The 26,447-nt window shown below is 59.5% G+C and carries 23 protein-coding genes; 16 read left to right on the top strand and 7 right to left on the bottom strand.

The genetic code is table 11. The features are described from left to right. Nucleotides 1–148: 148 nt before the first annotated feature. A complete protein-coding gene (trmA, locus tag C4J84_RS22235) occupies nucleotides 149–1,228 on the bottom strand; it encodes a tRNA (uridine(54)-C5)-methyltransferase TrmA (protein WP_124371936.1) in 1,080 nt (359 codons plus the stop codon). Further along, nucleotides 1,225–2,520, bottom strand: a complete 1,296-nt coding sequence (locus C4J84_RS22230; RefSeq protein ID WP_124364502.1) for an NCS2 family permease — start codon at nucleotides 2,518–2,520, stop codon at nucleotides 1,225–1,227. Before C4J84_RS22230 ends, trmA begins: the two co-directional genes overlap by 4 nt. Nucleotides 2,521–2,708: 188 nt before the next feature. On the opposite strand from C4J84_RS22230, the gene C4J84_RS22225 reads away from it, so the two are divergent. From C4J84_RS22225 to C4J84_RS22210, 4 genes are all read left to right on the top strand, one after another. After that, entirely contained in the window at nucleotides 2,709–3,155 is a 447-nt protein-coding gene (locus C4J84_RS22225; RefSeq protein WP_124371935.1) for a DUF4879 domain-containing protein, read from the top strand. Between the two features lie 96 nt (nucleotides 3,156–3,251). Beyond that, nucleotides 3,252–3,776 carry a (2Fe-2S)-binding protein gene (locus C4J84_RS22220; protein WP_124371934.1) on the top strand — a complete coding sequence of 175 codons (525 nt, stop codon included), beginning with the start codon at nucleotides 3,252–3,254 and terminating at the stop codon, nucleotides 3,774–3,776. Then, a complete protein-coding gene (locus C4J84_RS22215) occupies nucleotides 3,773–4,762 on the top strand; it encodes a xanthine dehydrogenase family protein subunit M (protein ID WP_124371933.1) in 990 nt (329 codons plus the stop codon). The genes C4J84_RS22220 and C4J84_RS22215 overlap by 4 nt, the downstream gene beginning before the upstream one ends. Next, the gene (locus tag C4J84_RS22210) at nucleotides 4,759–6,942 is read left to right on the top strand and encodes a xanthine dehydrogenase family protein molybdopterin-binding subunit (RefSeq protein ID WP_124371932.1); all 2,184 of its coding nucleotides are present in this window, start codon (nucleotides 4,759–4,761) and stop codon (nucleotides 6,940–6,942) included. Before C4J84_RS22215 ends, C4J84_RS22210 begins: the two co-directional genes overlap by 4 nt. Nucleotides 6,943–7,071: 129 nt before the next feature. Here C4J84_RS22210 and C4J84_RS22205 read toward each other — a convergent pair whose 3' ends face one another. Beyond that, on the bottom strand, nucleotides 7,072–8,322 hold the full coding sequence (locus tag C4J84_RS22205) for an MFS transporter (RefSeq protein ID WP_124364497.1): 1,251 nt from the start codon (nucleotides 8,320–8,322) through the stop codon (nucleotides 7,072–7,074). Between the two features lie 318 nt (nucleotides 8,323–8,640). On the opposite strand from C4J84_RS22205, the gene C4J84_RS22200 reads away from it, so the two are divergent. The 3 genes from C4J84_RS22200 to C4J84_RS22190 are packed head-to-tail and all read left to right on the top strand — an operon-like array spanning nucleotide 8,641 to nucleotide 11,272. Next, the gene (locus C4J84_RS22200; protein WP_124368431.1) at nucleotides 8,641–10,083 is read left to right on the top strand and encodes a cytochrome ubiquinol oxidase subunit I; all 1,443 of its coding nucleotides are present in this window, start codon (nucleotides 8,641–8,643) and stop codon (nucleotides 10,081–10,083) included. Nucleotide 10,084: 1 nt separating this feature from the next. After that, nucleotides 10,085–11,092 (top strand): cytochrome d ubiquinol oxidase subunit II, encoded by a 1,008-nt coding sequence (cydB, locus tag C4J84_RS22195; RefSeq protein ID WP_124364495.1) that lies wholly within the window; start codon nucleotides 10,085–10,087, stop codon nucleotides 11,090–11,092. Between the two features lie 12 nt (nucleotides 11,093–11,104). Beyond that, a complete protein-coding gene (locus tag C4J84_RS22190) occupies nucleotides 11,105–11,272 on the top strand; it encodes a DUF2474 domain-containing protein (protein WP_065886906.1) in 168 nt (55 codons plus the stop codon). Nucleotides 11,273–11,339: 67 nt separating this feature from the next. Here C4J84_RS22190 and C4J84_RS22185 read toward each other — a convergent pair whose 3' ends face one another. Both C4J84_RS22185 and C4J84_RS22180 read right to left on the bottom strand, forming a co-directional pair. Beyond that, on the bottom strand, nucleotides 11,340–12,464 hold the full coding sequence (locus C4J84_RS22185; protein ID WP_124436114.1) for a class I SAM-dependent methyltransferase: 1,125 nt from the start codon (nucleotides 12,462–12,464) through the stop codon (nucleotides 11,340–11,342). A 142-nt stretch (nucleotides 12,465–12,606) separates the two neighbouring features. Continuing rightward, nucleotides 12,607–13,317 (bottom strand): LuxR family transcriptional regulator, encoded by a 711-nt coding sequence (locus tag C4J84_RS22180; protein WP_124430551.1) that lies wholly within the window; start codon nucleotides 13,315–13,317, stop codon nucleotides 12,607–12,609. Between the two features lie 429 nt (nucleotides 13,318–13,746). Here C4J84_RS22180 and C4J84_RS22175 point away from each other — a divergent pair, with 429 nt between their 5' ends. Beyond that, a complete protein-coding gene (locus tag C4J84_RS22175) occupies nucleotides 13,747–14,523 on the top strand; it encodes a ferredoxin--NADP reductase (protein WP_124436113.1) in 777 nt (258 codons plus the stop codon). Between the two features lie 44 nt (nucleotides 14,524–14,567). On the opposite strand, the gene mscL is transcribed toward C4J84_RS22175, so the two are convergent. Continuing rightward, entirely contained in the window at nucleotides 14,568–14,984 is a 417-nt protein-coding gene (gene mscL / locus C4J84_RS22170; protein WP_124368428.1) for a large-conductance mechanosensitive channel protein MscL, read from the bottom strand. A 287-nt stretch (nucleotides 14,985–15,271) separates the two neighbouring features. Between mscL and katB the strand changes: the two genes are divergently transcribed. The 8 genes from katB to C4J84_RS22130 all read left to right on the top strand — a co-directional run bounded on the left by katB (nucleotide 15,272) and on the right by C4J84_RS22130 (nucleotide 24,182). Beyond that, nucleotides 15,272–16,813, top strand: coding sequence for a catalase KatB (gene katB / locus C4J84_RS22165; protein WP_124371928.1), 1,542 nt, complete (start codon nucleotides 15,272–15,274; stop codon nucleotides 16,811–16,813). A gap of 138 nt (nucleotides 16,814–16,951) precedes the next feature. Next, nucleotides 16,952–17,500 (top strand): ankyrin repeat domain-containing protein, encoded by a 549-nt coding sequence (locus tag C4J84_RS22160; protein ID WP_124371927.1) that lies wholly within the window; start codon nucleotides 16,952–16,954, stop codon nucleotides 17,498–17,500. 35 nt (nucleotides 17,501–17,535) lie between these two features. Continuing rightward, nucleotides 17,536–18,903 carry a DNA repair protein RadA gene (gene radA, locus C4J84_RS22155; protein WP_124368425.1) on the top strand — a complete coding sequence of 456 codons (1,368 nt, stop codon included), beginning with the start codon at nucleotides 17,536–17,538 and terminating at the stop codon, nucleotides 18,901–18,903. A 307-nt stretch (nucleotides 18,904–19,210) separates the two neighbouring features. Then, nucleotides 19,211–21,277, top strand: coding sequence for a carbon starvation CstA family protein (locus tag C4J84_RS22150; RefSeq protein WP_124436112.1), 2,067 nt, complete (start codon nucleotides 19,211–19,213; stop codon nucleotides 21,275–21,277). Between the two features lie 15 nt (nucleotides 21,278–21,292). Beyond that, nucleotides 21,293–21,490, top strand: coding sequence for a YbdD/YjiX family protein (locus C4J84_RS22145; RefSeq protein ID WP_003176208.1), 198 nt, complete (start codon nucleotides 21,293–21,295; stop codon nucleotides 21,488–21,490). A gap of 136 nt (nucleotides 21,491–21,626) precedes the next feature. Then, nucleotides 21,627–22,586 carry a GTPase gene (yjiA, locus tag C4J84_RS22140; RefSeq protein ID WP_124436111.1) on the top strand — a complete coding sequence of 320 codons (960 nt, stop codon included), beginning with the start codon at nucleotides 21,627–21,629 and terminating at the stop codon, nucleotides 22,584–22,586. Between the two features lie 451 nt (nucleotides 22,587–23,037). Continuing rightward, nucleotides 23,038–23,505, top strand: a complete 468-nt coding sequence (locus C4J84_RS22135; protein WP_124436110.1) for a hypothetical protein — start codon at nucleotides 23,038–23,040, stop codon at nucleotides 23,503–23,505. Then, a complete protein-coding gene (locus C4J84_RS22130; protein WP_124436109.1) occupies nucleotides 23,502–24,182 on the top strand; it encodes a colicin-like pore-forming protein in 681 nt (226 codons plus the stop codon). The genes C4J84_RS22135 and C4J84_RS22130 overlap by 4 nt, the downstream gene beginning before the upstream one ends. A gap of 816 nt (nucleotides 24,183–24,998) precedes the next feature. Here the strand turns inward: C4J84_RS22130 and glyA are convergent. Then, nucleotides 24,999–26,252 (bottom strand): serine hydroxymethyltransferase, encoded by a 1,254-nt coding sequence (gene glyA / locus C4J84_RS22125; protein ID WP_124430546.1) that lies wholly within the window; start codon nucleotides 26,250–26,252, stop codon nucleotides 24,999–25,001. Nucleotides 26,253–26,447 lie beyond the last annotated feature (195 nt).

The following is a 26,447-nucleotide window of genomic DNA, read 5'->3' as shown; positions in this document are numbered from 1 at the left end:
TATGCGGATAAAATGTACTGGTTGGTTAATTTGGTCAATGAACGACGGCGGTTGTGTTCGATTATCGAACTTTTAATTCATTGCGCAGGGAGGATCGCGTGTGGGAGGCGGCGAGAGCCGCCCCACACCGGTAACAGCGCGCGGCAGATTATCGACGGGTCAGCAACACACCCGATTCCATATGGTGCGTCCACGGGAACTGGTCAAACATCGCGCATTGAGTAATGCGGTGCGTGTCGTGCAGCTGTGCGATGTTCGCCGCCAACGTCTCCGGGTTGCAGGAGATGTACAGGATGTTGTCGAAGCGCCGGGTCAGTTCGCAGGTGTCCGGGTCCATGCCGGCGCGGGGCGGGTCGACGAAGACGCTGCCGAATTCGTAGCTTTTCAGGTCGATGCCATGCAGACGGCGGAACGGGCGCACTTCATTCAGGGCCGCGGTGAGTTCTTCGGCGGAGAGGCGCACCAGGGTGACGTTATCCACGGCATTTTCATCGAGGTTGCTCAGGGCCGCATTCACCGAGGTCTTGCTGATTTCGGTGGCCAGCACGTTACGCACGCGGGTCGCCAGCGGCAGGGTGAAATTGCCGTTGCCGCAGTACAGCTCCAGCAAGTCGTCCGGGCGATCACCCAGGGCGTCGTAAGCCCAGTTGAGCATCTTCTGGTTCACCGTGCCGTTGGGCTGGGTGAAGGCGCCTTCGGGTTGGCGGTAGCTGAAGGTGCGGCCACCGACCTCGAGTTTTTCCACCACGTAGTCGCGGCCGATCACATCGCGCTTGCCCTTGGAGCGGCCAATGATGCTCACGTTCAGCTCAGCCGCCAGCTTGTTCGCTGCGGTGTGCCAGTGTTCATCCAGCGGGCGGTGATAGCACAGGGTGATCATCGCGTCGCCGGCCAGGGTGGTGAGGAATTCCACCTGGAACAGTTTGTGGCTCAGGGCGGCGCTGGCTTGCCAGGCGGCCTTGAGCTGCGGCATCAACTGGTTGATGCGCTGGCTGGCGATGGGAAACGCTTCGATCAGGATCGGCGTGCGCTTGTCGTCCTGGGCGAACATCGCGTAGTGGCGCTCGCCGCCTTCGCGCCACAGGCGAAACTCCGCGCGCAGGCGGAAGTGCTGCAGCGGCGAGTCGAAGACCTGCGGCTCGGGGGCGTCGAACGGTGCCAGCAGGTCACGCAGGCGCGTGACCTTGTCTTGCAGTTGAGCGGTGTAGTGTGCGGCGTCGAAAGTCATGCGTTGAACCAGCCCAGCTTGATCACGAACAGAATCGACAGAATCACCAGGGCCGGGTTCAGCTCACGGTAGCGGCCCGAAAGCAGCTTGATGGCGGTCCAGGCGATGAAACCGAAGGCGATGCCGTTGGCGATGGAGTAAGTGAAGGGCATCGCCAGGGCGGTGATTACCACCGGCGCGGCCACAGTAATGTCATCCCAGTCGATTTCGGCCAGGCCGGACGTCATCAAGACGGCCACGAACAGCAGCGCCGGCGCGGTGGCGAAGGCCGGTACGCTGGCCGCCAGCGGTGAGAAGAACAGCGCCAGCAGGAACAGGATCGCGACCACGATGGCGGTCAAGCCGGTACGGCCACCGGCGCTCACGCCAGCGGCAGATTCGATGTAGCTGGTGGTGGTCGAAGTACCCAGCAGCGAGCCGGCCATGGCCGCCGTACTGTCGGCGATCAGCGCACGGCCCATTTTCGGCATGTGGCCGTCCTTGCCCATCAGGCCGGCGCGCTTGGCGACGCCGATCAGGGTGCCGGAGTTGTCGAACAGGTCGACGAACAGGAACGCGAAGATCACGCTGACCAGGCCGATGTCCAGCGCGCCCTTGATATCCAGTTGCAGGAAGGTCGGGGCCAGGGACGGTGGCATCGAGGTCACGCCGCCGAACGGGGTGAAGCCCATCACAATGGACACGATGGTCACCGCCAGGATGCCGATCAGAACCGCACCACGCACGGCCAGGGCTTCCAGGGCCACGATCAGCACAAAACCGAGGGTGGCCAGGATCGGCGCCGGTTGTTTCAGGTCGCCCAGGCCCACCAGCGTGGCCGGATTGGCGACCACGATACCGGCGTTGTGCAAGGCGATCAGCGCCAGGAACAGGCCGATACCGGCGGCAATCGCCGAGCGCAGGGGCAGGGGAATGCTGTTGATGATCCACTCACGGATACGGAAGATCGACAGCAGGAAGAACAGCACCGCCGAAATGAACACCGCGCCCAATGCCACCTGCCAAGTGTGGCCCATGTGCAGGACCACGGTGTAGGTGAAGAAGGCATTGAGGCCCATGCCCGGCGCGAGGGCGATCGGGTAGTTGGCGATCAGGCCCATCACGGTCGAACCGATGGCCGCCGCCAGGCAGGTCGCGACAAACACCGCGCCCTTGTCCATGCCGGTTTCGCCGAGGATGCTCGGGTTCACGAACAGGATGTAGGCCATGGCCAGGAATGTCGTGATACCCGCGAGAATCTCGGTGCGCACGTTGGTGTTGTGGGCTTTGAGTTGAAACAGCTTTTCCAGCATGCCGGCTCCCTGTGACGCTATCTTGCGTCGTGATTTGTTGACCTCTAAGTCAAAGCACAAACTGCGCCAAGCGCTTGTGGCTTCAGAGAGGATCGGAAAAAGCGGCGCATCATACCAGCAGCCGAGGCTGTGTGGCGCATGGCCTTGAGGCATACTGCGCCGACGTTCAACAGCAGGTCATCGACAGCATGAAAAAAGCCAACGCGTGGAGTCTAGCTCTGATCCCTTGTCTGAGCCTGTGGCTCGGCGCGGCACCGGTGTGGGGCGCGGCTGCACCGGCCTTGAGCGAGGTGCGGGTGTTCAAGGTCGAATCGGCGAAGTGCAGCGAGACCATTCCGGACCGTGTGCAGACCACCCAGATGTGCGAGCACCGTGGGCCGACGAAGGTCTCGGTAATGGAAGTCGGCCTGGGCAACAGCCCGATGGGCCGCTTCAATGGCGCCGAGTTGAACGGGCAGCGCACGGCGGTGTGCCAGGTGGGCAACATCAGTGAGGCCTGTAACGGCGTGGGCACGCTGATGGGCTACATCTATGTGTTTGACCTCAACGTGCAAGCCCAGGGTTGGTTCGAATTCACCAACACCTCGATCAATCCTCCGCAAAACACCCTGAAAGCCCAGCTCAATATCCGCTGATCAATTGGCTTGAACGCTCAAAACCCTGGGAAGTCGTACCCCTGAGACGGCGATTTCCCTGAACGCCGCGGATGTACATCAACCCGTGAGGTGTTTATGAGCGCGACCCCCAATGGCGCGGCGGCCCAGCCGTTCGTCGCCCACCCGATACGCTTGACCTTGAATGGCCAGGATCGCCAATTGAGTGTGTTGCCCTGGACCACCTTGCTGGACCTGCTGCGCGAACAATTGGACCTGATCGGCAGCAAAAAAGGCTGCGACCACGGCCAGTGCGGCGCGTGCACCGTCTTGCGTGACGGCAAGCGCGTAAACGCCTGCCTGACCCTGGCCGTGATGTGCGACGGCGCCGAGCTGACCACTATCGAAGGCCTGGCCGACGGCGATCAGTTGCACCCGATGCAGCAAGCCTTCATCAAGCACGATGCCTTCCAATGCGGCTACTGCACCCCCGGCCAGATTTGCTCGGCGGTCGGCCTGGCCAACGAAGGCCGCGCCCACGACAGTGCCCAGGTGCAGGAATTGATGAGCGGCAATCTGTGCCGCTGCGGTGCCTACAGCAATATCCGCGCGGCCATCGAAGAGGCGCTGCCGGCGTGCGGCAACCGGGGAGGTGAGCAATGAACCCCTTCCATTACAGCAAACCGGCCGACGTGCACGAGGCGGTGCACCTGAGCAGCGCGGCATCGCGCTTCATTGCCGGGGGCACCAACCTGCTGGACCTGATGAAAGAGAACATCAGCCGCCCCGAACACTTGATCGATATCACCGGGCTGCCGCTCAATGCCATCGAAGAAACCGCCGACGGCGGCCTGCGCATCGGCGCGCTGGTCAGTAATGCCGATCTGGCCTGGCACCCGCTGATTGAGCAGCGTTACCCATTGCTGTCCCAAGCCATTCTTGCCGGGGCCTCGCCGCAACTGCGCAACATGGCCAGTACCGGTGGCAACCTGCTGCAGCGCACCCGTTGCTACTATTTCTATGACGCCACGGTGCCGTGCAACAAGCGTGAGCCCGGCAGCGGCTGCCCGGCGCGCACCGGCTTGAACCGCATCCATGCGATCCTCGGCGCCAGCGAGCAGTGCGTCGCCACCCACCCTTCGGACATGTGCGTGGCCCTGGCGGCGCTGGAGGCGCGGGTGCATGTCGAAGGGCGCGGCGGGGCGCGGGTCATCGAGTTCGCCGACTTCCACCGCCTGCCCGGCGATGCACCGCAACGCGACAACCAATTGGCCGACGATGAACTGATCACCGCCATTGAATTGCCTGCCGATAACCTGGCCCGCCACAGCCACTACCTGAAAATCCGCGACCGTGCGTCCTACGCGTTCGCGCTGGTGTCGGTTGCCGCCGCGTTGGAATTGAACGGCGACGAGATCATCGACGCCCGCCTGGCCCTTGGCGGTGTGGCGCACAAACCCTGGCGCGACCGCGCGGTAGAGGCGTCGCTGATAGGCCGCCGCGTCAGCCGCGAAACCTTCAGTAACGCTGCCGATGCCCTGCTGCAGGATGCCGAGCCGCTGCAACACAACGGCTTCAAGATCAAGCTGGCGCGCCGCGCAATCATTCGTGCACTGAGCGACGCTGCGGTCGCAGGAGAACAGCCATGAGCGCCATCGGCAAACCCCTGGACCGTGTCGACGGTCTGCTCAAGGTCACCGGCAAAGCGCGTTATGCCGGTGAATTTCCCGAGGACGGCCTGCTGCATGGCAGCGTGGTGTCGAGCACGATCGCCAAAGGCCGTGTCCTGCGCATCGATGCCTCAAGGGCCCTGGCACTGCCGGGTGTGGCGGAGGTCATCCATCACCTCAATCGCCCGAAAATTGCCAGCTACGACGATGCGTTCGCCGATGCAGATGCCGCCGATGGCTCGCCATTTCGCCCGCTGTATAACGACCGCGTGCTCTACAGCGGCCAGCCCCTGGCCCTGGTGATCGCCGATAACCTGGAGCTGGCGCGGCATGCCGGCTCGCTGGTCGACATCGAATACGCGGCGGAAGATTTCGAAACCGACCTGATCGCTCAGCAGCAATCGGCTCACCCTTCGCCCCAGACACCGCCCGGGCCGCGTGGCAACTTCCAGGCCGAATGGGCGGGTGCCGCCATCAGCCTCGATCTGCACTACAGCACGCCCATCGAACACCATAACCCCATGGAACCCCACGCCAGCACCGTGCTGTACCAGCCCGACGGCACCCTGCATATCCACGACAAAACCCAGGGCCCGCAGAACTGCCAGGCGTATGTGCAAAAAGTCTTTGGCCTGGATAAGAGCCAGGTACGCATCTTCGCCGCGTTCGTCGGTGGCGCCTTTGGTTCGGGCCTGCGCCCGCAGTACCAATTGCCGCTGGCGGTGATGGCATCGCTGGCGCTCAAGCGCTCGGTGCGCGTGACCCTGACCCGTCAACAGATGTTCACCTTCGGCTACCGCCCGCGCACCTTGCAGCGCTTGCAGATGGGCGCCGCCGCCAACGGGCGCTTGCTGGCCCTGGGGCATACCGCGATTGGACAGACTTCGCGCTTCGAGGATTTCAGCGAACACGTGGTGGAATGGAGCGGCATGCTCTACCACTGCGATAACGTGCAATTGACCTACAAGCTGGTGCCGCTGGACGTCTTCACCCCACTGGACATGCGCGCTCCCGGTGCCGCCCTGGGCGTGATCGGCCTGGAATGCGCCATGGACGAACTGGCCTGCGCCCTGGCCATCGACCCGGTGCAACTGCGCCTGATCAACTACGCCGAACGTAACCAAAATGAAGACAAGCCCTGGTCGAGCAAGGCCCTGCGCGAGTGTTACAGCGAAGGTGCCGAGCGTTTTGGCTGGAGCCAGCGCAACCCCGAACCGCGCAGCATGCGCGACGGCCGCCAGTTGATCGGCTGGGGCATGGCCGGTGGTGTATGGGAAGCCATGCAGATGAAAGCCAGCGCCAAGGCGCGCCTCGATACGAGCGGCAAACTCACCGTCAGCAGCGCCACCACCGATATCGGCACGGGCACCTACACCGTGATGACCCAGATCGCGGCGCAGGCCAGCGGTGTGGCGGTGGAGGACGTGGTGTTTTTGCTCGGTGATTCCTCACTGCCTACCGCGCCGCTGCAAGGTGGTTCGTTTACCGTGTCGTCCGTCGGCACCGCCGTGCAGCAAGCCTGCGAGGCCTTGACCGCCAAACTGCTGGCCGTTGCCCGGCAGACTTACCCGGTGTTCCAGGATGCCGAGTCCGTGCGCTTTGAAGACGGCCAACTGCACACCGGCGACGTGAGTGTGTCGTTGGCCCAACTGGTCAAGGACAGCGGCGAGGACGCGCTTGAGGTGCAGGTCGACAGCGAGCCCGACAAGAAGCGCGAGGGCTATGCCACGGCCACCCATTCGGCGGTGTTCGTCGAAGTACGGGTAGATGAAGACTTGGGCACCATCAAGGTCAGCCGCGTAGTCAGCGCGATTGCGGCCGGGCGCGTGGTCAATCCGAAAATGGCGCGCAGCCAGATCCTCGGCGGGGTGGTGTGGGGCATCGGCATGGCGCTGCACGAAGAGACTCAGGTCGACCATCAGCTGGGTCGCTACATGAACCACAGCCTGGCCGAGTACCACATCCCGGTGAATGCCGATATCGGTGAGATTGACGTGGTGTTTGTCGAAGAGCACGACCAGATCGTCAATGCGCTCGGGTCCAAGGGCGTGGGCGAAATCGGCATTGTCGGGGTGGCGGCGGCGGTGGCGAATGCGATCTATCACGCCACTGGCAAGCGGGTCCGGGAGTTTCCGATCACCCTGGACAAAGTGCTCTAAAACACACCGCGTAACTCATGTGGGAGGGGGCTTGCTCCCGATGACGGAGTATCAGTCGAGGATGATGTGACTGATCTACCGCTATCGGGGGCAAGCCCCCTCCCACATTTATCTTGTTCAAGGCTCAGGTTATGCGGTGGGCTTCAGCCCGGGCTCTTCCACCGGCACATGCATCCGGTCCCGATTGGCCAGGGTCGGGAACAGCTTGATCCACACCCCGGTCACTACCAGCGTACCAATCCCGCCCATGACGACGGCGGGCACGGTGCCGAACCAATGGGCGGTGATCCCTGATTCGAACTCACCCAATTGATTGGATGCACCGATAAACAGGCCGTTGACTGCGCTCACCCGGCCGCGCATCTCATCCGGCGTTTCCAACTGCACGAACGAAGCCCGGATCACCATGCTGATCATATCCGCCGCGCCCAGCACCACCAGCACCCCCAGGGAAAACCAGAACGAGGTCGACAGCCCGAACGCGATGGTTGCCACGCCGAACACCCCGACTGCGGTGAACATCACGCGGCCGACCTTGCGGTCCACCGAGAAACGCGCCAGCCACAACGACATCAACAGCGCCCCCACCGCCGGTGCCGAGCGCAACAGGCCCAGGCCCCAGGGGCCTGTCAGCAGGATGTCCTTGGCGAACACCGGCAACAACGCGGTGGCGCCGCCCAGCAGCACGGCAAACAGGTCCAGGGAAATGGCGCCGAGGATGTCCGGGCGGCTGCGGATAAAGCGAATCCCGGCCAGCAGCGAATCCAGGGTGGCCTTGCCTTTGTTCAGCGGCGTCTGGCGCGCAGGCAGGTTCAGGGTCAAGCCGCAGGCGATCAGGTACAGCACCACCGTCGGGCCGTACACCCAAACGCTGCCGAACGCATAGAGCAAACCACCGAGGGCCGGGGCGACGATCGTCGCCAATTGCTGGGCCGATTGCGACGAGGCCACGGCCCGGGGGAACAGCGCGCTGGGCACGATACTCGGCAGCAGCGCCTGGGTGGTGGGCATTTCGAATGAACGCGCGGCGCCCAGCAGGAAAGCGAGGATGAAGATCATCTCGCGGGTCACGTTGCCGGTCAGGCCGCCGATGGCCAGGGACAGGGCAATCAGCGCCTGTACGGTCTGGCAGATGGCGGCGACTTTGCGTCGCTCATAGCGATCGGCCACATGCCCGGTGTGCAGCATGAACAGCACGCGCGGCACGAACTCCACCAGGCCGACCAGCCCCAGGTCCAGCACATTGCCAGTCAGTTGGTAGAGGTTCCAGCCGATGGCCACGGTCAGCATCTGGAAGCCGCTGGCGGTAAAGATCCGCGCCAGCCAGAACGCGATGAAGGGGCGGTGGTGACGTAACAGTAACGCAGGTTCACTGGGCATTGGGAGTACAGATCGGGGCCTAAAGGAACGGCGAGATTAGCATCATGCTGTAACAAATAGTTGCAATAACCCTGGTGAGGCAAGCTGTCACGCGGCAAAAGACCACACAACCGGGCAGCGCAAATGGGACTACTCTTTCAACGATGCTTGATCCAGATCAACACCCGCATCGGGATTGTTCTGGCGGCCGAAAGGCCAGATTCCCTACGTGACGGGTAAAAAAAGAAACGAATTGAAATTCGTCACACTCCATATCCGTGGGGGCAGTGGGTGCAGGCTCCGAGCCCGCAGCCGGTATTACCTGACAGAGGAAGACTTATGTTCGGTTTGGAGGCGCTAGATCTCGCCCGAATTCAATTTGCGTTCACCATCTCGTTTCACATCCTGTTCCCGGCGATCACCATCGGCCTGGCCAGTTACCTTGCGGTGCTGGAGGGTTTGTGGCTCAAGACCCGTAACGACACCTACCGCGACCTCTACCATTTCTGGTCGAAGATCTTTGCCGTCAACTTCGGCATGGGCGTGGTCTCGGGCCTGGTCATGGCTTATCAGTTCGGCACCAACTGGAGCCGCTTCTCCGACTTCGCCGGCGCCGTCACCGGGCCGCTGCTGACGTACGAAGTGCTCACCGCCTTCTTCCTCGAGGCGGGTTTCCTCGGCGTGATGCTGTTCGGCTGGAACAAGGTGGGGCGCAACCTGCACTTCTTCTCCACCGTGATGGTGGCTATCGGTACGCTGATCTCGACCTTCTGGATCCTCTCATCCAACAGCTGGATGCAGACGCCACAAGGCTTTGAAATCGTCGATGGCCGCGTGATCCCCACCGATTGGTTCGCCGTGGTCTTCAACCCATCGTTCCCCTATCGCCTGGCGCACATGGCTACTGCGGCCTTCGTGGCCACGGCGTTCTTCGTCGGCTCGTCGGCGGCCTGGCACCTGCTGCGCGGCAAGGACAACCCGGCGATCCGCAAGATGCTCTCGATGGCGATGTGGATGGCCCTGATCGTTGCGCCTATTCAGGCGGTGATCGGCGACTTCCACGGCCTTAACACCTTGAAGCACCAGCCGGCAAAAATTGCCGCGATTGAAGGCCACTGGGAAAACATCGGCAATGAACCCACGCCGCTGATCCTCTTCGGCTGGCCGGACATGAAGGCTGAAAAAACCAAGTACGCGGTGGAAATTCCCTACTTGGGCAGCCTGATCCTGACCCACTCGTTGGATAAACAGGTGCCGGCGCTCAAGGAATTCCCGCCTGAAGACCGTCCTAATTCGACCGTGGTGTTCTGGTCGTTCCGGGTCATGGTCGGCCTGGGCTTCCTGATGATCTTCACCGGCTTGTTCAGCCTGTGGCTGCGCCGGGGCGACAAGATGTACACGTCCAAGCCGTTCCTGTACCTGGCCTTGTGGATGGGCCCGTCCGGCCTGATCGCGATTCTCGCCGGTTGGTTCACCACTGAAATCGGTCGCCAGCCGTGGGTGGTCTACGGGCTGATGCGCACGGCGGATGCGTCCTCCGGGCATAGCCTGGCGCAGATGACCATCACCCTGGTGCTGTTTGTGGTGGTGTACTTCGCGCTGTTCGGTGCGGGCCTGGGTTACATGATGCGTCTGGTGCGCAAAGGGCCTGTGATTCAAGAAGAAGTCACCGAGCCGACCCATGGTGGTCCTGGCCAGAAACGTACACCGGCCCGTCCGCTGTCCGCTGCCGATGATGGCACCGACAACGACCACGACGACATCCAGCACAAGGGGAATTGAGATGGGCATTGATCTGCCGCTGATCTGGGCTGTGATCATCATTTTCGGGATCATGATGTACGTGGTCATGGACGGTTTCGACCTGGGGATCGGCATCCTGTTTCCGTTCGTACCGGGCAAGACCGACCGCGACGTCATGATGAACACCGTGGCACCGGTGTGGGACGGCAATGAAACCTGGCTGGTATTGGGCGGCGCGGGACTGTTTGGTGCGTTCCCGCTGGCCTATTCGGTGGTGTTGTCGGCGTTGTACCTGCCGCTGATCCTGATGCTGATCGGGCTGATCTTTCGTGGCGTGGCCTTTGAGTTCCGCTTCAAGGCCAAGGACCACAAGCGTCACCTGTGGGACAAGGCGTTTATCGGCGGTTCGCTGACGGCCACGTTCTTCCAGGGCGTGGCGCTGGGGGCGTTTATCGATGGGATTCCGGTGGTCAACCGCCAGTTCGCCGGAGGCTCGCTGGACTGGCTCACGCCGTTCACGATGTTCTGTGGCGTGGCATTGATCGTGGCGTATGCGCTGCTCGGCTGCACCTGGCTGATCATGAAGACTGAAGGCAAGTTGCAGGAACAGATGCACAACCTGGCGCGGCCGCTGGCCTTCGTGGTGTTGGCCGTGATCGGTATCGTCAGTATCTGGACACCGCTGACCCACCCGGAAATCGCTTCTCGCTGGTTCACCCTGCCGAACCTGTTCTGGTTCCTGCCGGTGCCGGTGCTGGTACTGGTGACCATGTACGGGCTGATCCGCGCCGTGGCACGCAATGCGCACTACACGCCGTTCCTGCTGACGCTGGTATTGATTTTCCTGGGTTATAGCGGCCTGGGGATCAGCCTGTGGCCGAACATCATTCCACCGTCGGTATCGATCTGGGACGCCGCCGCACCGCCGCAAAGCCAGGGCTTCATGCTGGTAGGCACCCTGTTCATCATCCCGTTCATCCTGGGCTACACCTTCTGGAGCTACTACGTGTTCCGGGGCAAGGTCACCCACGAAGACGGTTATCACTAGGAGGGTCGCGACATGGCGGGCAAACCTTCGTTGCACGACATCGAACAGGCCGAGAAACAGCCGCTGTGGCGGCGTCTTGGGTGGTTGGCGATGATCTGGACCGGCAGTGTGCTGGCCCTGTTTATCGTCGCCAGCCTGATGCGCATGTTCATGAATGCAGCGGGCCTTACCACGCACTGACATCCCGATCCGGGCCGTGCGGCCCGGCTCTTTCGGCCCTGTTCTTCTATAGAAGGCAGGGCTTTTTTTATTTGCGCGCCTTGAGAATGACGAACTTGGGCGTGGCCGCCACCTGTTCGACGCCGCGGAACAGGCGCGCCAATTTGCTGTGATAACCCAGGTGACGGTTACCCACGATATACAACGCGCCGCCCACCACCAGGGCTTCCCGCGCCTGCTGGAACATGCGCCAGGCGAGGAAATCGCCCACCACCTGCTGCTGGTGAAACGGCGGGTTGCACAGCACCACGTCCAACGACTGCGCTTGCTGGCCGGCCAGGCCGTCGTCGGCACGCACGATCACGTTGCGTTCACCCAGGGCGGCCTGCCAATTTTCGGTGGCGGACTGCACCGCCATGAACGACTCATCCACCAGGGTGTAGTGCGCGTCGGGGTTGTGCAGCGCGCTGGCAATCGCCAATACGCCGTTGCCGCAGCCCAGGTCCGCCACGCGGGCGCTGCCCAGGTTGTTCGGTAGGTGCGGCAGAAAAGCGCGCGTGCCGATGTCCAGGCCTTCGCGGCAGAACACGTTGGCGTGGTTGAGCAGTTCGATGGCCGGCGTATCCAGCGTGTAGCGGGTAGGGTAGGGCGATACTGCCGCAGGGCGATCGGCAACGGTGGCGATCAGCAGCCGTGCCTTTTTGACCGCAAGCGTGGCGTGCATCGGCCCGATATAACGTTCCAACAACTCACCGGCGGCGCGTGGCAGGTGTTTGAGCATAGCCCCGGCGATCACTTCGGCGCCCGGCGTCAACTGCCCCTGCAGCCGAATCAACTGTTCTTCCAGCAGCGCCAGGGTTTTTGGCACACGCAGCAGCACCCGATCGAAAGGCCCGACCAGTACCTGGCTGGACGGCACGAACGCCACTGCATCAAACGCTTTGCCGTTGCGCACCAGGTTTTTCTCAAGGCCCTGGGCGGCGAGAAACGAGTCCCCGCTGGAGGTCACCTGCACCCGGCCTTCAAGGCTGGCCGCGAGCGCACCGAAGCTGTCATTGAGCACCAGCACACGGGTCGCCGCGTTGGGTTGCTGGCTGGCGAGGTGACTGAGCAGGTACTCATCGGCGGCATCGAAGGCTTGCAGCGGGTCATTGGATTGCTCGGGCTGACGAATCAAATCGAGTTGAGCGAAGGGGCTGTCAAGCAGGGGCATGGCGGGGGAGGCTCTGGGTAATCGACGGAACCGTCTGAGTGAACAGCGAAGCAACCTCTGAAAGGGCAGCATCAACACTCAGAATTGGCCGTAAATGTTACTTTTTTTTGACCGCGATGACATGCGGTGTTTCTGGTCAGGGCTAAAACAGTCCTGCTTTAGAGGCGCTGAGCACGGCCTGGATCTTATTGTGAACCCCCAATTTCTTGAAGGTACTGCTGATGTGAAAGCCTACCGTGCGCTCGGACAGGCAGAGAATCGCGGCGATCTCGGAAGCGGTCTTGCCCATGGCGGACCACTTGAGCACTTCCGTTTCGCGTGCGGTTAACTTGCTGGGCGCGTTGACATGGGTTTCGTCGGCGTATTTCTTTGCCACGACCGCATGCATCGCATGGCAGAGCCACAATACCTGGCCGGCTTTTTCGTAAAGCTCTTCAGGGCTGACCTCGTCTTTGCCACGCGCCAGGGTCAGCATGCTGAACACGCCCTGAAAGTCATGGACCGCTTGGGTCCAGCCTAAGTGAACGCCAGACGACTGAGCCAATTTCCACAACTGAGGCGCCTGACTGAAGGTCTTTTCGTTCCAGACAAGGGGCAGCACACTATTTTTACAATGGGATACAACGGGATCGATATCGAAGAAGTGCGCTTGTTGGTAAAGACTCCTCCATTCACTTGGATGATTACTAAGATGAATGGGCTCTGTTTGATTGCTTTGGGCCTGGGTACTCATCGTAAATGAGCAATATTGAAACCCCAGTTCGTAGGTGTGATTAACGACCATTTCAAACACGCTGGTGATTTCGCTCTCGCCTTCCAGCTTGGGCAGCCGTGTATTGCGCCATCTGACCATCGGTAACTCTCCACAGGTTTCCATGTGCCTTGGGTACGTCCAGATCCCAGTGCTGCTCGAAACCAAGTGTAGGAGAGGTCCTACAAATGAGCCTTAAAATATTTTTATTTGTTGGCTTGTTTTAGGCCTTCAACGCTGAACACGGAGTCAGATTTTGTAGGCGTTAGTGGGGGAGGGTTTGTTTTTTCAAGAGCTTGTAAATGCTATCAAAATGATAGCTCTTGCCGGCTCGACTTCAACTTGTGGTGTACTGCAAGTGCGTTAATAGCGAAATATTTAGTTCGATGCAGCGCGGCGCTGATTTGCCACTTTTGTCATAACGCTGAAACATCGTCGCTGCTGGGATGGCGGTAATGCCAGTACAAATCAACGGTGTTTGCGCGGCCTGCTTTGGGGGACACTAAGGCTCTGTGCAAAACGGAGCCTCCCATGACGGCCAGTGCTGAAAAATTTACCCGCCAGACCTTGCTCGACGTGCAATCGCTGACCCCCAGCCTCTTCACCCTGCGTACCACGCGCGACGCCGGTTTTCGGTTTACCGCCGGCCAGTTCGTGCGCCTGGGCGTCACCAAGGCGGATGGCAGTACCGTATGGCGCGCTTACTCCATCGTGTCTTCGCCGTTTGACGAACACCTCGATTTTTTTTCCATTGTCGTTCCGGGGGGCGAGTTCACCAGTGAGTTAAGCCGCCTTAAGGTGGGCGATACCTTGCTGGTGGAGCGCCAGGCCACCGGCTTCCTGACCTTGAACCGCTTTGTAGACGGGCGTGATCTGTGGCTGTTGGGCACCGGTACCGGTGTGGCGCCGTTCCTGTCGATCCTGCAGGATTTCGAGGTATGGGAGAAATTCGAGCGTATCGTCCTGGTGTACAGCGCCCGAGAGGCCAAGGAGCTGGCGTACCAATCGCTGATCACTGAACTGGGCGCGCGTGACTACCTGGCCGACTATGCCCACAAGCTCATCTACATCCCTATCGTCACCCGTGAACGGCATCCGGGCGCGTTGAATGGGCGCATCACCACGTTGATCGAGAACGGCGAACTGGAGCGCGCGGCCGGCGTCGAGCTGACCCCGGAGCACTCCCGGGTGCTGATTTGCGGCAACCCGCAGATGGTCGACGACACTCGCCAGTTGCTCAAACAGCGCGATATGCAACTGAGCCTGAGCCGACGCCCGGGCCAGGTGGCGGTGGAAAACTACTGGTAAAAAAAAAGGCGCCTCACGAGGCGCCTTTTACGTTGAGCCGCAGGTCAGAGCGGTTTGTCATGCTGTGCCTTGAGCAAATCGCGGATCTCGCCCAGCAGCACCTCTTCCTTGGTCGGCGTCGGCGGCAAGCTCGGGGCTACGGCCTCTTCGCGCTTGAGGCGATTGATGGCCTTTACACCCATGAAGATGGCGAAGGCGACGATCAAAAAGTCGACCACGCTCTGGATGAACTTGCCGTACGCCAGCACCACAGCGGGTACGTCGCCTTGCGCGGCTTTAAGCGTGATTGCCAGGTCGCCGAAGTCCACGCCACCGATCAACAGGCCGAGCGGCGGCATCACCACGTCCCCTACAAATGAGGAAACAATTTTGCCGAACGCGGCGCCGATGATGATACCGACGGCCATGTCGACCACATTACCTTTGACCGCAAAGGCCTTGAACTCACTGATCACGCCCATAAGTTATTCCTTGTTACAGATGAGAAGGGTGGAGGTCAGTGTAAGTCAGTCGTAGCGGGCTCGCGCGACACAACCGTTAACACTGTTGGTTTTTATCGACACATTAAATCGCAATTAGTTTGCAAAGTGCCACCAATCGCGCGCGAAATACGCCGTATTTCAGCGGGTTACCATATTTTTTTCTCAATCGGCCCTGTGGTGTTTTTCTATTTATCTTCTGACCCGCAGGTCACTAGCCTCTGGCAAGCACAACTGAATGTGCACTAAAAAAACCAGAGGAAACCTTGATGAACATTTCAATCAACCGCAGGCCCGTGTCCGCGCGCCATGCGCTGGCGTTGGTGACCGCCAGCCTGCTGACCCTCTCCGTGCAGGCCGCCAACCTGACCCGCGATAACGGCGCCAACGTTGGGGATAACCAGAATTCGCAGACCGCCGGCGCCAATGGCCCCGTGTTGCTGCAGGATGTCCAACTGATTCAGAAGCTGCAGCGCTTCGACCGCGAACGCATCCCCGAGCGCGTGGTTCACGCTCGTGGTACGGGCGCCCATGGCACGTTCACCGTCACTGACAACCTCAGCGACCTGACCAAGGCCAAGGTGTTCGCCGCCGGTGAAGCCACGCCGGTATTCGTACGCTTCTCGGCCGTGGTCCACGGTAACCATTCCCCCGAGACCCTGCGCGACCCACGGGGCTTCGCGACCAAGTTCTACACGGCAGAAGGCAACTGGGACCTGGTCGGCAATAACTTCCCGACCTTCTTCATTCGCGATGCCATCAAGTTCCCGGACATGGTCCACGCGTTCAAACCGGACCCGCGCACTAACCTGGACGACGACTCGCGTCGTTTCGACTTCTTCTCCCATGTTCCAGAATCCACTCGTACACTGACCGAGCTGTACTCGGACTCCGGCACACCGGCCAGTTATCGGGAAATGGACGGCAATGGCGTACATGCCTACAAGTTGATCAACGCCAAGGGCGAAGTGCACTACGTCAAGTTCCACTGGAAGAGCCTGCAAGGCATCAAGAATCTTGATCCCAAGCAAGTCACCGAAGTGCAAGGGCGTGACTACAGCCACATGACCAATGACCTGGTCACCCACATCAACAAGGGCGACTTCCCCAAGTGGGACTTGTATGTGCAGGTGTTGAAACCTGAAGACTTGGCCAAGTTCGATTTCGACCCGCTGGACGCCACCAAGATCTGGCCGAATGTGCCGGAGCGCAAAGTCGGGCAAATGGTGCTCAACCGCAACCCGGCCAATGTGTTCCAGGAGACCGAACAAGTGGCGATGGCCCCGGCCAACCTGGTGCCGGGTATCGAACCGTCGGAAGACCGCCTGTTGCAAGGGCGGGTGTTCTCCTACGCCGACACGCAAATGTACCGCCTGGGCGCCAACGCCCTGCAACTGCCGATCAACGCGCCACGAGTGACCGTCAACAACGGTAACCAGGACGGCGCGCTGAATTTCGGCAAGACCACCACCGGCGTGAACTACCAGCCAAGCCGCCTGCTGCCACGGGAAGAGCCGCAGACTGCGCGCTACAGCCAGTCGCCGCTGTCGGGCAGCACCCAGCAGGCGAAGATCCAGCGTGAGCAGAACTTCAAACAGGCCGGTGACTTGTATCGCTCCTACAGCAAGAAAGAGCGTCAGGACCTGATCGACAACTTCGGCGGCTCGCTGGCGACCACGGACGATGAGAGCAAGCACATCATTCTCTCGTTCCTCTACAAGGCCGATCCGGAATACGGCACCGGCGTGGCCAAGGTGGCCAAGGGCGACCTGGCTCGTGTGAAAGCACTGGCTGAAAAACTGAGCGACTAACCGCGCCCTCCTGTAGGAGCGAGCTTGCTCGCGAAGAACTCAAAGGCAACGCATTTATCCAAGATGCACGCGTTATCGTTGACGTTTTTCGCGAGCAAGCTCGCTCCTACAAGGGGATATTTCTCAAGGATCTTGATCATGCGTACGTTCATATGGGCACTGCTGGCCTGCTGTTCGTTCAGTGTGCTGGCCGAACAACCCCCATCCAATGACCCTGGTGCGCTCAAGGCGCAGCTTCAGGACTACTATTTCGACGCCGCCCGTCGTGGCGATCTCGACATGCTCAACACTTTCATTGAATCGGGCTACGCCCTGAATACTCAGGACGACAGGGGCTACACTGCCCTGATCCTGGCCGCCTATCACGGCGAAGGTGCCTACGTGGAGCGTTTGCTCGCCGCCGGCGCCGACGCGTGCGTGCAGGACAAACGCGGCAACACTGCGCTCATGGGAGCCATCTTCAAAGGCGAGCTGAGCATCGCCCAGCGCTTGCTGGCAACCGACTGTAACCCTGACCAACGCAATGGCGCGGGGCAGACCGCCGCCATGTACGCCGGGCTGTTCAAGCGGGTCGAATTGCTGGGCGAATTGAAGGCCAAAGGCGCCGATCTCAACGCCGAAGACCCCATCGGTAACACGGCTTCACGCTTGGCCAACGGCGAAATCCGGACCCCGGCGCCGCGCTGAGCTATCATCGCGGTTTTTCGGTTGGAGGTTCTCGAATGGCCAAGGCCAAGCGCATGTACGGCTGCACGGAGTGCGGCGCGACCTTTCCCAAATGGGCGGGCCAGTGCGGCGAGTGCGGTGCGTGGAACACCCTGACTGAAACCATGATTGAAAGCGGCGGCGCTGCGGCCCCTGCCGGGCGCACCGGCTGGACCGGGCAACAAGCGCAGATCAAGACCTTGGCCGAAGTCAGCGTCGAAGAGGTGCCGCGCTTCTCCACGGCCTCCGGTGAGCTGGACCGGGTATTGGGCGGTGGCCTGGTGGACGGCTCCGTCGTGTTGATCGGCGGCGACCCGGGCATCGGTAAATCCACAATCCTGCTGCAAACGCTGTGCAGCATCGCCAGCCGCATGCCGGCGCTGTACGTCACCGGCGAGGAATCCCAGCAACAAGTGGCGATGCGTGCTCGTCGCCTGGGCTTGCCCCAGGACCAACTGCGGGTCATGACCGAAACCTGCATCGAAACCATCATCGCCACGGCGCGGATCGAGAAGCCAAAGGTCATGGTGATCGACTCGATCCAGACGATTTTCACCGAGCAACTGCAATCTGCCCCTGGCGGCGTCTCCCAGGTGCGTGAAAGTGCGGCGCTGTTGGTGCGCTACGCCAAGCAGAGCGGTACGGCGATCTTCCTGGTTGGCCACGTGACCAAGGAAGGCGCGCTGGCCGGGCCGCGCGTGCTGGAACACATGGTGGATACCGTGCTGTATTTCGAAGGTGAATCCGATGGCCGCCTACGGTTGCTGCGGGCGGTGAAAAACCGCTTTGGCGCGGTGAACGAGTTGGGTGTGTTCGCCATGACTGACCGGGGGCTGAAAGAAGTCTCCAATCCGTCGGCGATTTTTCTTACCCGCGCCCAGGAAGAAGTCCCCGGCAGCGTGGTGATGGCGACGTGGGAAGGCACCCGGCCGATGCTGGTGGAGGTCCAGGCGCTGGTGGATGACAGCCATCTGGCCAACCCGCGCCGGGTCACCCTTGGGCTGGATCAAAACCGCCTGGCGATGCTGCTGGCAGTGTTGCACCGCCATGGGGGTATTCCGACCCACGACCAGGACGTGTTCCTTAACGTGGTCGGCGGGGTCAAGGTATTGGAGACCGCGTCTGATCTGGCGCTGATGGCGGCAGTGATGTCCAGCTTGCGTAACCGGCCATTGCCCCACGACCTGCTGGTGTTCGGTGAAGTGGGCCTGTCGGGCGAAGTGCGCCCGGTGCCCAGCGGCCAGGAGCGCTTGAAGGAAGCGGCCAAGCACGGCTTCAAACGCGCGATCGTGCCCAAGGGCAATGCGCCAAAGGAAATGCCGCCGGGGTTGCAGGTGATTGGGGTGACGCGTCTGGAGCAAGCCCTGGATGCCTTGTTCGAATAACTCAGTAACACTGCAAAACCAATGTGGGAGGGGGCTTGCCCCCGATAGCGGTGTGTCAGGCACTTATAGGTCACTGATACACCGCCATCGGGAGCAAGCCCCCTCCCACATTTTGATCTGTGCTGACTTTTAGCTTTCCAGCAATGCCGAATAGCCAAATTGTAGCCCTACGCCATCATTCGGCAGTTATTTCTGCTTTTTTTGCGCCGGCAAGGCTCTAGACCAACGTAGGGGGGTGGCCTTTAAGGCCAACAGCGCTAAACTCGGGCTGGCTGTCCTTTCTGTCCACCCTGGCTGGAATATAAAAATGAAAAATAATAATAGCCTGCTACGCCATCTACCCTGGCTGGTGCTGGCAATCGTAGGAGCGTGCGCCCTTGGCGTAGTGGCCTTGCGCCGCGGTGAGGCGATCAACGCCTTGTGGATTGTGGTCGCTGCAGTGGCCATCTACCTGGTTGCGTACCGTTACTACAGTCTGTTCATCGCCAATAACGTGATGCAACTGGACCCACGGCGGGCCACCCCCGCAGTGATCAACAACGATGGTCTGGACTATGTGCCGACCAACAAACACATCCTTTTCGGTCACCACTTTGCGGCGATTGCCGGCGCAGGCCCTCTGGTCGGTCCGGTATTGGCGGCGCAAATGGGTTACCTGCCCGGCACCCTGTGGCTGATCGCCGGCGTGGTGCTGGCCGGTGCGGTGCAGGATTTCATGATCGTGTTCCTGTCCACCCGGCGTAACGGCCGTTCCTTGGGCGACATGGTCCGCGAAGAAATGGGCCGCGTGCCGGGGACCATTGCGCTGTTTGGCTGCTTCCTGATCATGATCATCATCCTCGCGGTGCTGGCGCTGATCGTGGTCAAGGCCCTGGCCGAGAGCCCGTGGGGCATCTTCACGGTGATGGCGACCATCCCGATCGCGATGTTCATGGGCATCTACATGCGCTACATCCGCCCGGGCCGCATCGGTGAAATTTCGATCATCGGCGTGCTGTTGCTGCTCGGTTCGATCTGGCTGGGCGGGCAGATTGCCGCTGACCCGGTGTGGGCCAAGGCCTTCACCTTCACCGGGATCCAGATCACCTGGATGCTGATCGGCTATGGTTTCGTCGCGGCAGTGCTGCCGGTGTGGCTGATCCTGGCACCGCGTGACTACCTGTCGACCTTCCTGAAGATCGGCACTATCATCGCCCTGGCGATTGGCATCCTGGTCACCATGCCCGACCTGAAAATGCCGGCGCTCACCCAGTTCATCGACGGCACGGGGCCAGTGTGGAAGGGCGGCCTGTTCCCGTTCCTGTTCATCACCATCGCCTGTGGCGCGGTCTCCGGCTTCCATGCGCTGATCTCCTCGGGCACCACGCCCAAGCTGCTGGCCAATGAAGGCCACGCCCGTTACATCGGTTACGGCGGCATGCTGATGGAGTCATTCGTGGCCATCATGGCGATGGTTGCCGCGTCGGTGATCGAGCCTGGCGTTTACTTCGCCATGAACAGCCCGGCGGCGATCGTCGGCAGCGACGTTGTTACCGTGGCGCAGACCGTCAGCAGCTGGGGCTTTGCAATCACCCCCGAGGCGCTGTCGGCCGTGGCCCACGACATCGGTGAAACCACCATCCTGGCGCGTGCCGGCGGTGCACCGACCCTGGCGGTCGGTATCGCGCAGATCCTGCACAGCGTACTGCCGGGTGAGAACACCATGGCGTTCTGGTACCACTTTGCGATCCTGTTCGAAGCGCTGTTCATCCTGACGGCGGTTGACGCCGGTACCCGTGCCGGTCGCTTCATGCTGCAGGACCTGCTCGGCTCCTTCGTGCCGTCGCTCAAACGCACCGAATCCTGGACCGCCAACCTGATCGCCACCGCCGGTTGTGTGGCGATGTGGGGTTACCTGCTGTATCAGGGCGTGATCGACCCACTGGGTGGCATCAACACCTTGTGGCCGCTGTTCGGTATCTCCAACCAGATGCTGGCGGGTATCGCGTTGATGCTGGCCACGGTTGTGCTGATCAAAATGAAGCGCCAGCGCTACATTTGGGTGACCTTGCTGCCGGCGGTCTGGCTGCTGATCTGCACCACCACGGCGGGCTTCATCAAGCTGTTCGACGCCAACCCGGCGATCGGCTTCCTGTCGCTGGCGAAGAAATACAGTGATGCCCTGGCCAACGGCCAGATCCTGGCCCCGGCCAAGAGCATCGATCAGATGCAGCATGTGATCTATAACGCCTATACCAACGCAACGCTGACGGCGCTGTTCCTGTTCGTGGTGTTCAGCATCCTGTTCTATGCGCTCAAGGTCGGCATTGCCGCCTGGGGTAACAAAGAGCGTACGGATAAAGAAGCCCCGTTCCAGGCTGTACCGGACGCATAAACGAGGATTGCACCCATGTTCAATGACATCAGTCGCCTCGGTAAATACCTCGGTCAGGCCGCGCGCCTGATGGTCGGCATGCCCGACTACGACACTTACGTCGAGCATATGCAAACCAAACACCCGGACAAGCCGATGATGGACTACAAGGCGTTCTTCCGGGAACGCCAGGAAGCCCGTTACGGCGGCAAGGGTGGGCCCAAGTGCTGCTGAATTAGTGCAATACCCCTGTGGGAGGGGGCTTGCTCCCGATAGGGTGTATCAGTGCCACATAAGTGCCTGACACACTGCTATCGGGAGCAAGCCCCCTCCCACATTTGTTTCTGTGTTTCTTCAAGGAGAATTTCTTTTGTCCTCTCCCATTCCCGTCACCGTTCTCAGTGGCTTCCTCGGCGCCGGCAAGACTACTTTGCTGCGCCACCTGCTCAAGGCCGAACACGGCTTGAAGATCGCCGTGATCGAAAACGAATTCAGTGACGCCGGCATCGACACCCAACTGCTGGGCGCCGAGCCGGTGCAAGTCATGACCCTGTCCAACGGCTGCGTGTGCTGCACCATCCACACCGACCTGACCAAAGCCCTCTACCTGCTGCTTGAGCGCCTGGACAGCGGCGAGATCGCCTTCGACCGCCTGGTCATCGAGTGCACCGGCCTGGCGGACCCTGCGCCCGTGGCGCAGACGTTCTTCATCGACGAGGAACTGCGCGACCGTTACATCCTCGACGGCATTATTACGCTGGTGGACGCCGCCCACGCCGAGCAACACCTGGCCCAGACCATCGCCCAGGCACAGATCGGCTTTGCCGACCGCCTGCTGGTGAGCAAGCGCGACCTGATAGACGATGCCACCTTCGACGCCCTCAGCGAACGCCTGACCCGCATCAACCGCCGCGCACCGATTCGGGTGGTGGACCATGGCGCCATCGACCTGGCCGAACTGCTCGACGTGCGAGGCTTCAACCTCAACGCTGGCATGAGCCTGCGTCCAGTCAGCGCGGCGCCGTCCATCGACCGCATCTCCAGCCTGGTGCTGCGCACCGACCAGCCGCTGGATATCGACCGCCTCAGTGAGTTCATGAACGAACTGCTGGAAGACCACGGCAAACAATTGCTGCGCTACAAAGGGGTGCTGAACATTGCCGGGGAAGAGCGGCGCATGGTGTTCCAGGGCGTGCTGAAGCTCTATGGCTTCGACTGGGACACCGAATGGGCCGAAGGCGAGGCACGGGAGAGCGTGATTGTGTTTATTGCCGATGAATTGCCGGAGGACAAAATTCGCGAAGGCTTCGAGCGCGTCTACCAATCCTGACTTGACCTGAAATACAGTCAAAATGTGGGAGGGGGCTCGCCCCGGTGCAGGGTGTCAGGCGCTTATATGCCTCTGATACGCTGCTGTTGGGGCAAGCCGACTCCATAAGTATGGCGTTTGGCGATTACGGGACAGGCCTGAACGCTTCCAATAAAAGGTGGAAAGCACTTCGAAGGGCGTGACGGCGCCCCACTTGCTCAACAGCCATTAGGGTTGATCGCAGGTAGACATTTTTTTAAAACCAAGTGTGCAAAGACTGGCTCGCCATGACCAAATGCGAATGGTTTATTCTTTCATTTGTAACAAGTCATGCATTTATGCATAGATTCCATTGACTTAGAGTGCTGTGCATTTATACAGTTGTTGCGCGTAGGGCTTACGGCATTCGCCCTATGAGCAACGGGAATTGATCCGAAAAAGCCAAGATACTCTAAGGAATGGAGAACATTTTATGCCAAAAATTGGCGATACAATCTATCTTCCCCCTATCGAAATTAATGCGGTCAATGATTTCAAACCCCCGGAATTTGGCGGGGATGGAAGTATTGGTAATAGTCGCCTAGGGGCTTTAATTAGCGCGGCAACTCGTACGCATATCCTCAACACTTTTCCGGCCAGAATTCAACAGGATGTTAAGAGTCAAGAGAACATGTTACTGGCTAAGATTAAAGCAATGCCGGAAACTCTCGATGCAAGCGTCTCGTCTATGTTGACGCAGAACCCTGGTGGCCCAGATGCAGATGATGCCGCTCAGATCGAAAGCTATATTGCCATGAGCAATATTCTTGTTGCACAGAAAGCGCAAGCTTATAATCAGCAAAAAACTATCGCCGACAAATATTATTATGGGCGAGACTTTTTCAGCTATCACCCCAATCAGCTCATTAAAAATGCTATCAGCAATGGCATGGTAATATGAGCCCTGATGTGCATTATAAAAAATGGTTTGACTCTCTTGAGGGGGGCTATTCGGCAAAATACATCAATAGTGAAATAGACTATTTAAACAAGCAAAACGTTTGGCTAAAAAGTGAAGTCGATGCCTACAAAGACGCGACTGCTTTCGTATCCTCAGTCAACGCAGATGTTCTTAAAAAGTATGGAGCGCACGTGGACCAAGTTTCTCGAGATATCCAATCAGGTATCTCTGGGAAAAGGGTTCGTAGCTATGCGCAGGCATTGGCGACTTTCGAGAAGGTAAATGCTAGTCCTGGGTTGAAACTGAATACCCAAGACAGGCAAGCAGTGGTCAATGCTCTGAATGCGTTGGACAAGGCGACTCTTGCCGATAATATTAAGCGCTTGGGGAGGGCGTTTGGTGTCACTGGTACGATTGTACAAGTCGATACTGTTCGAGAGAAAGCGATTTCAGGCTATCAAGCGGGGGACTGGAAACCACTTATGCTGGAGCTTGAAGCAATGGCTGTTGGCAAGCTAGCAGCAGTAGCGGCCGGTGCGGTACTCGCTTCAATTTTAGCGCTGGTGAGTGCGCCCGCGACGTTCGCAGTACCGGCGGTGGCTGTGCTGATAGCCATTGTCTCAGCTCTTGTTGACGCAGATGCCGCAGACAAGTTAAATAATTTGTTTGCTAGTTGATATTTATAGCTTTTGATTTAAGGGTGTGTATGACGCCCTTAAATTAACTGGAGAATCAAATGAGTCGACAAGGCTTAAAATTTAGAAAAATGGTAGTGCCGTATTTTTTTATGATTGCTACTTGGATTCCGCTATTTTTAATTGCTTTCGCGGTGCCCGACCACGTAGATAAACTTTTATTGTCGGAAGTTGAGAGTTTTATAGATGCTTATCTTTTTTCTGACGCGGGATCATGGTCTCCTCATTTTCCTGTTGTTTCAAAGTTAACTATTAATTACATATGTCTATTCTCTCCGTTTTTTTCAATTATTTTTTGTTATTTGACTTTAAGAAAATCGGTTATGGAAAAGAGATCGTTTGACGATTTATCCCAGTTGAAAGCTTTTTTTTATTTTCTTGGGATCACCCTTGTGGTCGCTATCTTTCTATACGTTACCTACTTCGATTCTACCAATCTCGCAAATGCTCGAAAGCTCGCAATTTTAGCGCAATACAAAATACTGTATGCGTTCTACGCGGTCGCACAGATGTTCCTGTACTACGTTATTGTTCTGGTAGGTTACTTGATTTACCGGTATGTACCCCGCGCTATAATAAAGAGTGAATGACGCAGCCGTAAACTTGGCAGCCAAGAACGCGCATGGAACGCCGTGAGCGAGTTGTAGGGGCATGAAAAAACGTGTTCAGGTCGCTGAAACGGCCGAGTCGGAATGACCTGAGCCTGTAGCCCCGCCCATACATTGAATGCATTTCAAATTGAAATTGGTATAAAAAAGCCCGGCTCAGGAGCCGGGCTTCTTATTCAAACCACTGCTATCAAGCGCCGTACACCGGCAGCTTCTTGCAGATAGCCTTGACCTTCTCACGTACCGCGTCGATCACGGTTTCGTTGTTCAGGTCCGCCAGGATGTCGCAGATCCAGCCGGCCAGTTCCTTGCACTCTGCTTCCTTGAAGCCGCGAGTGGTCACAGCCGGGGTGCCGAAGCGCAGGCCGGAGGTGACGAATGGCGAGCGTGGGTCGTTCGGCACGGAGTTCTTGTTCACGGTAATGAAGGCTTTGCCCAGGGCAGCGTCAGCATCTTTACCGGAAATGTCCTGCTTGATCAGCGACAGCAGGAACAGGTGGTTTTCAGTCCCGCCGGACACCACGTCATAACCGCGTTCGATGAACACGCCGGCCATGGCCTTGGCGTTCTTGACCACTTGTTCCTGGTAGGTCTTGAACTCAGGCTGCAGCGCTTCCTTGAAGCAGATCGCCTTGGCGGCGATCACGTGCTCCAGCGGGCCACCCTGGGCGCCCGGGAATACCGCGGAGTTCAGCTTCTTCTCGATCTCGGCGTTGGCGCGCGCCAGGATCAGGCCGCCACGTGGACCGCGCAGGGTCTTGTGGGTCGTGGTGGTGACCACGTCAGCGTAAGGCACCGGGTTCGGGTAGACGCCGGCAGCAACCAGACCGGCCACGTGGGCCATGTCGACGAACAGGTAGGCGCCGACCTTGTCCGCGATTTCACGGAAGCGTGGGAAATCCAGGATCTGCGAGTAGGCAGAGAAACCGGCCACGATCATTTTTGGCTTGTGCTCGACCGCCAGGCGCTCGACTTCGTCGTAGTCGATCAGGCCGTTGGCATCGATGCCGTATTGAACGGCGTTGTACAGCTTGCCCGAGGAAGAAACGCTGGCGCCGTGGGTCAGGTGACCGCCGTGGGCCAGGCTCATGCCCAGGATGGTGTCGCCACCTTGCAACAGGGCCAGGTACACCGCGCTGTTGGCTTGGGAGCCGGCGTGCGGCTGGACGTTGGCGTAATCGGCGCCGAACAGCTCTTTTGCACGGTCAATGGCCAGTTGCTCAACCACGTCGACGTACTCGCAACCACCGTAGTAGCGCTTGCCTGGGTAGCCTTCGGCGTACTTGTTGGTCAGAACCGAACCTTGAGCCTCCATCACCGCAGGGCTGGTGTAGTTTTCCGAAGCGATCAGCTCAATGTGCTCTTCCTGGCGCACGGCTTCTTGCTCCATGGCGGCGAAGAGATCGGCGTCGTACTTGGCAATAGTCAAATCACGGCTGAACATGGCGGTCCTCAAGGATCGGGGCAGAAAAGGAGGGCATTCTAACCCAATGGGTTTTAGATGGCATATGAAAGGACATCATGTCGCGGACAAGCGGGGCTCATCTGGAATCGTGAGTGAATGTGCCGCCGCAATCGGGAGCAAGCCCCCTCCCACATTTGGAATGCATTTCAATGTGGGAGGGGGCTTGCTCCCGAT

The sequence above is a fragment of the Pseudomonas sp. R11-23-07 genome (assembly GCF_003852295.1).
Taxonomy (GTDB): Bacteria; Pseudomonadota; Gammaproteobacteria; order Pseudomonadales; family Pseudomonadaceae; genus Aquipseudomonas.
This window is presented reverse-complemented; position numbering and strand designations above follow the sequence as displayed.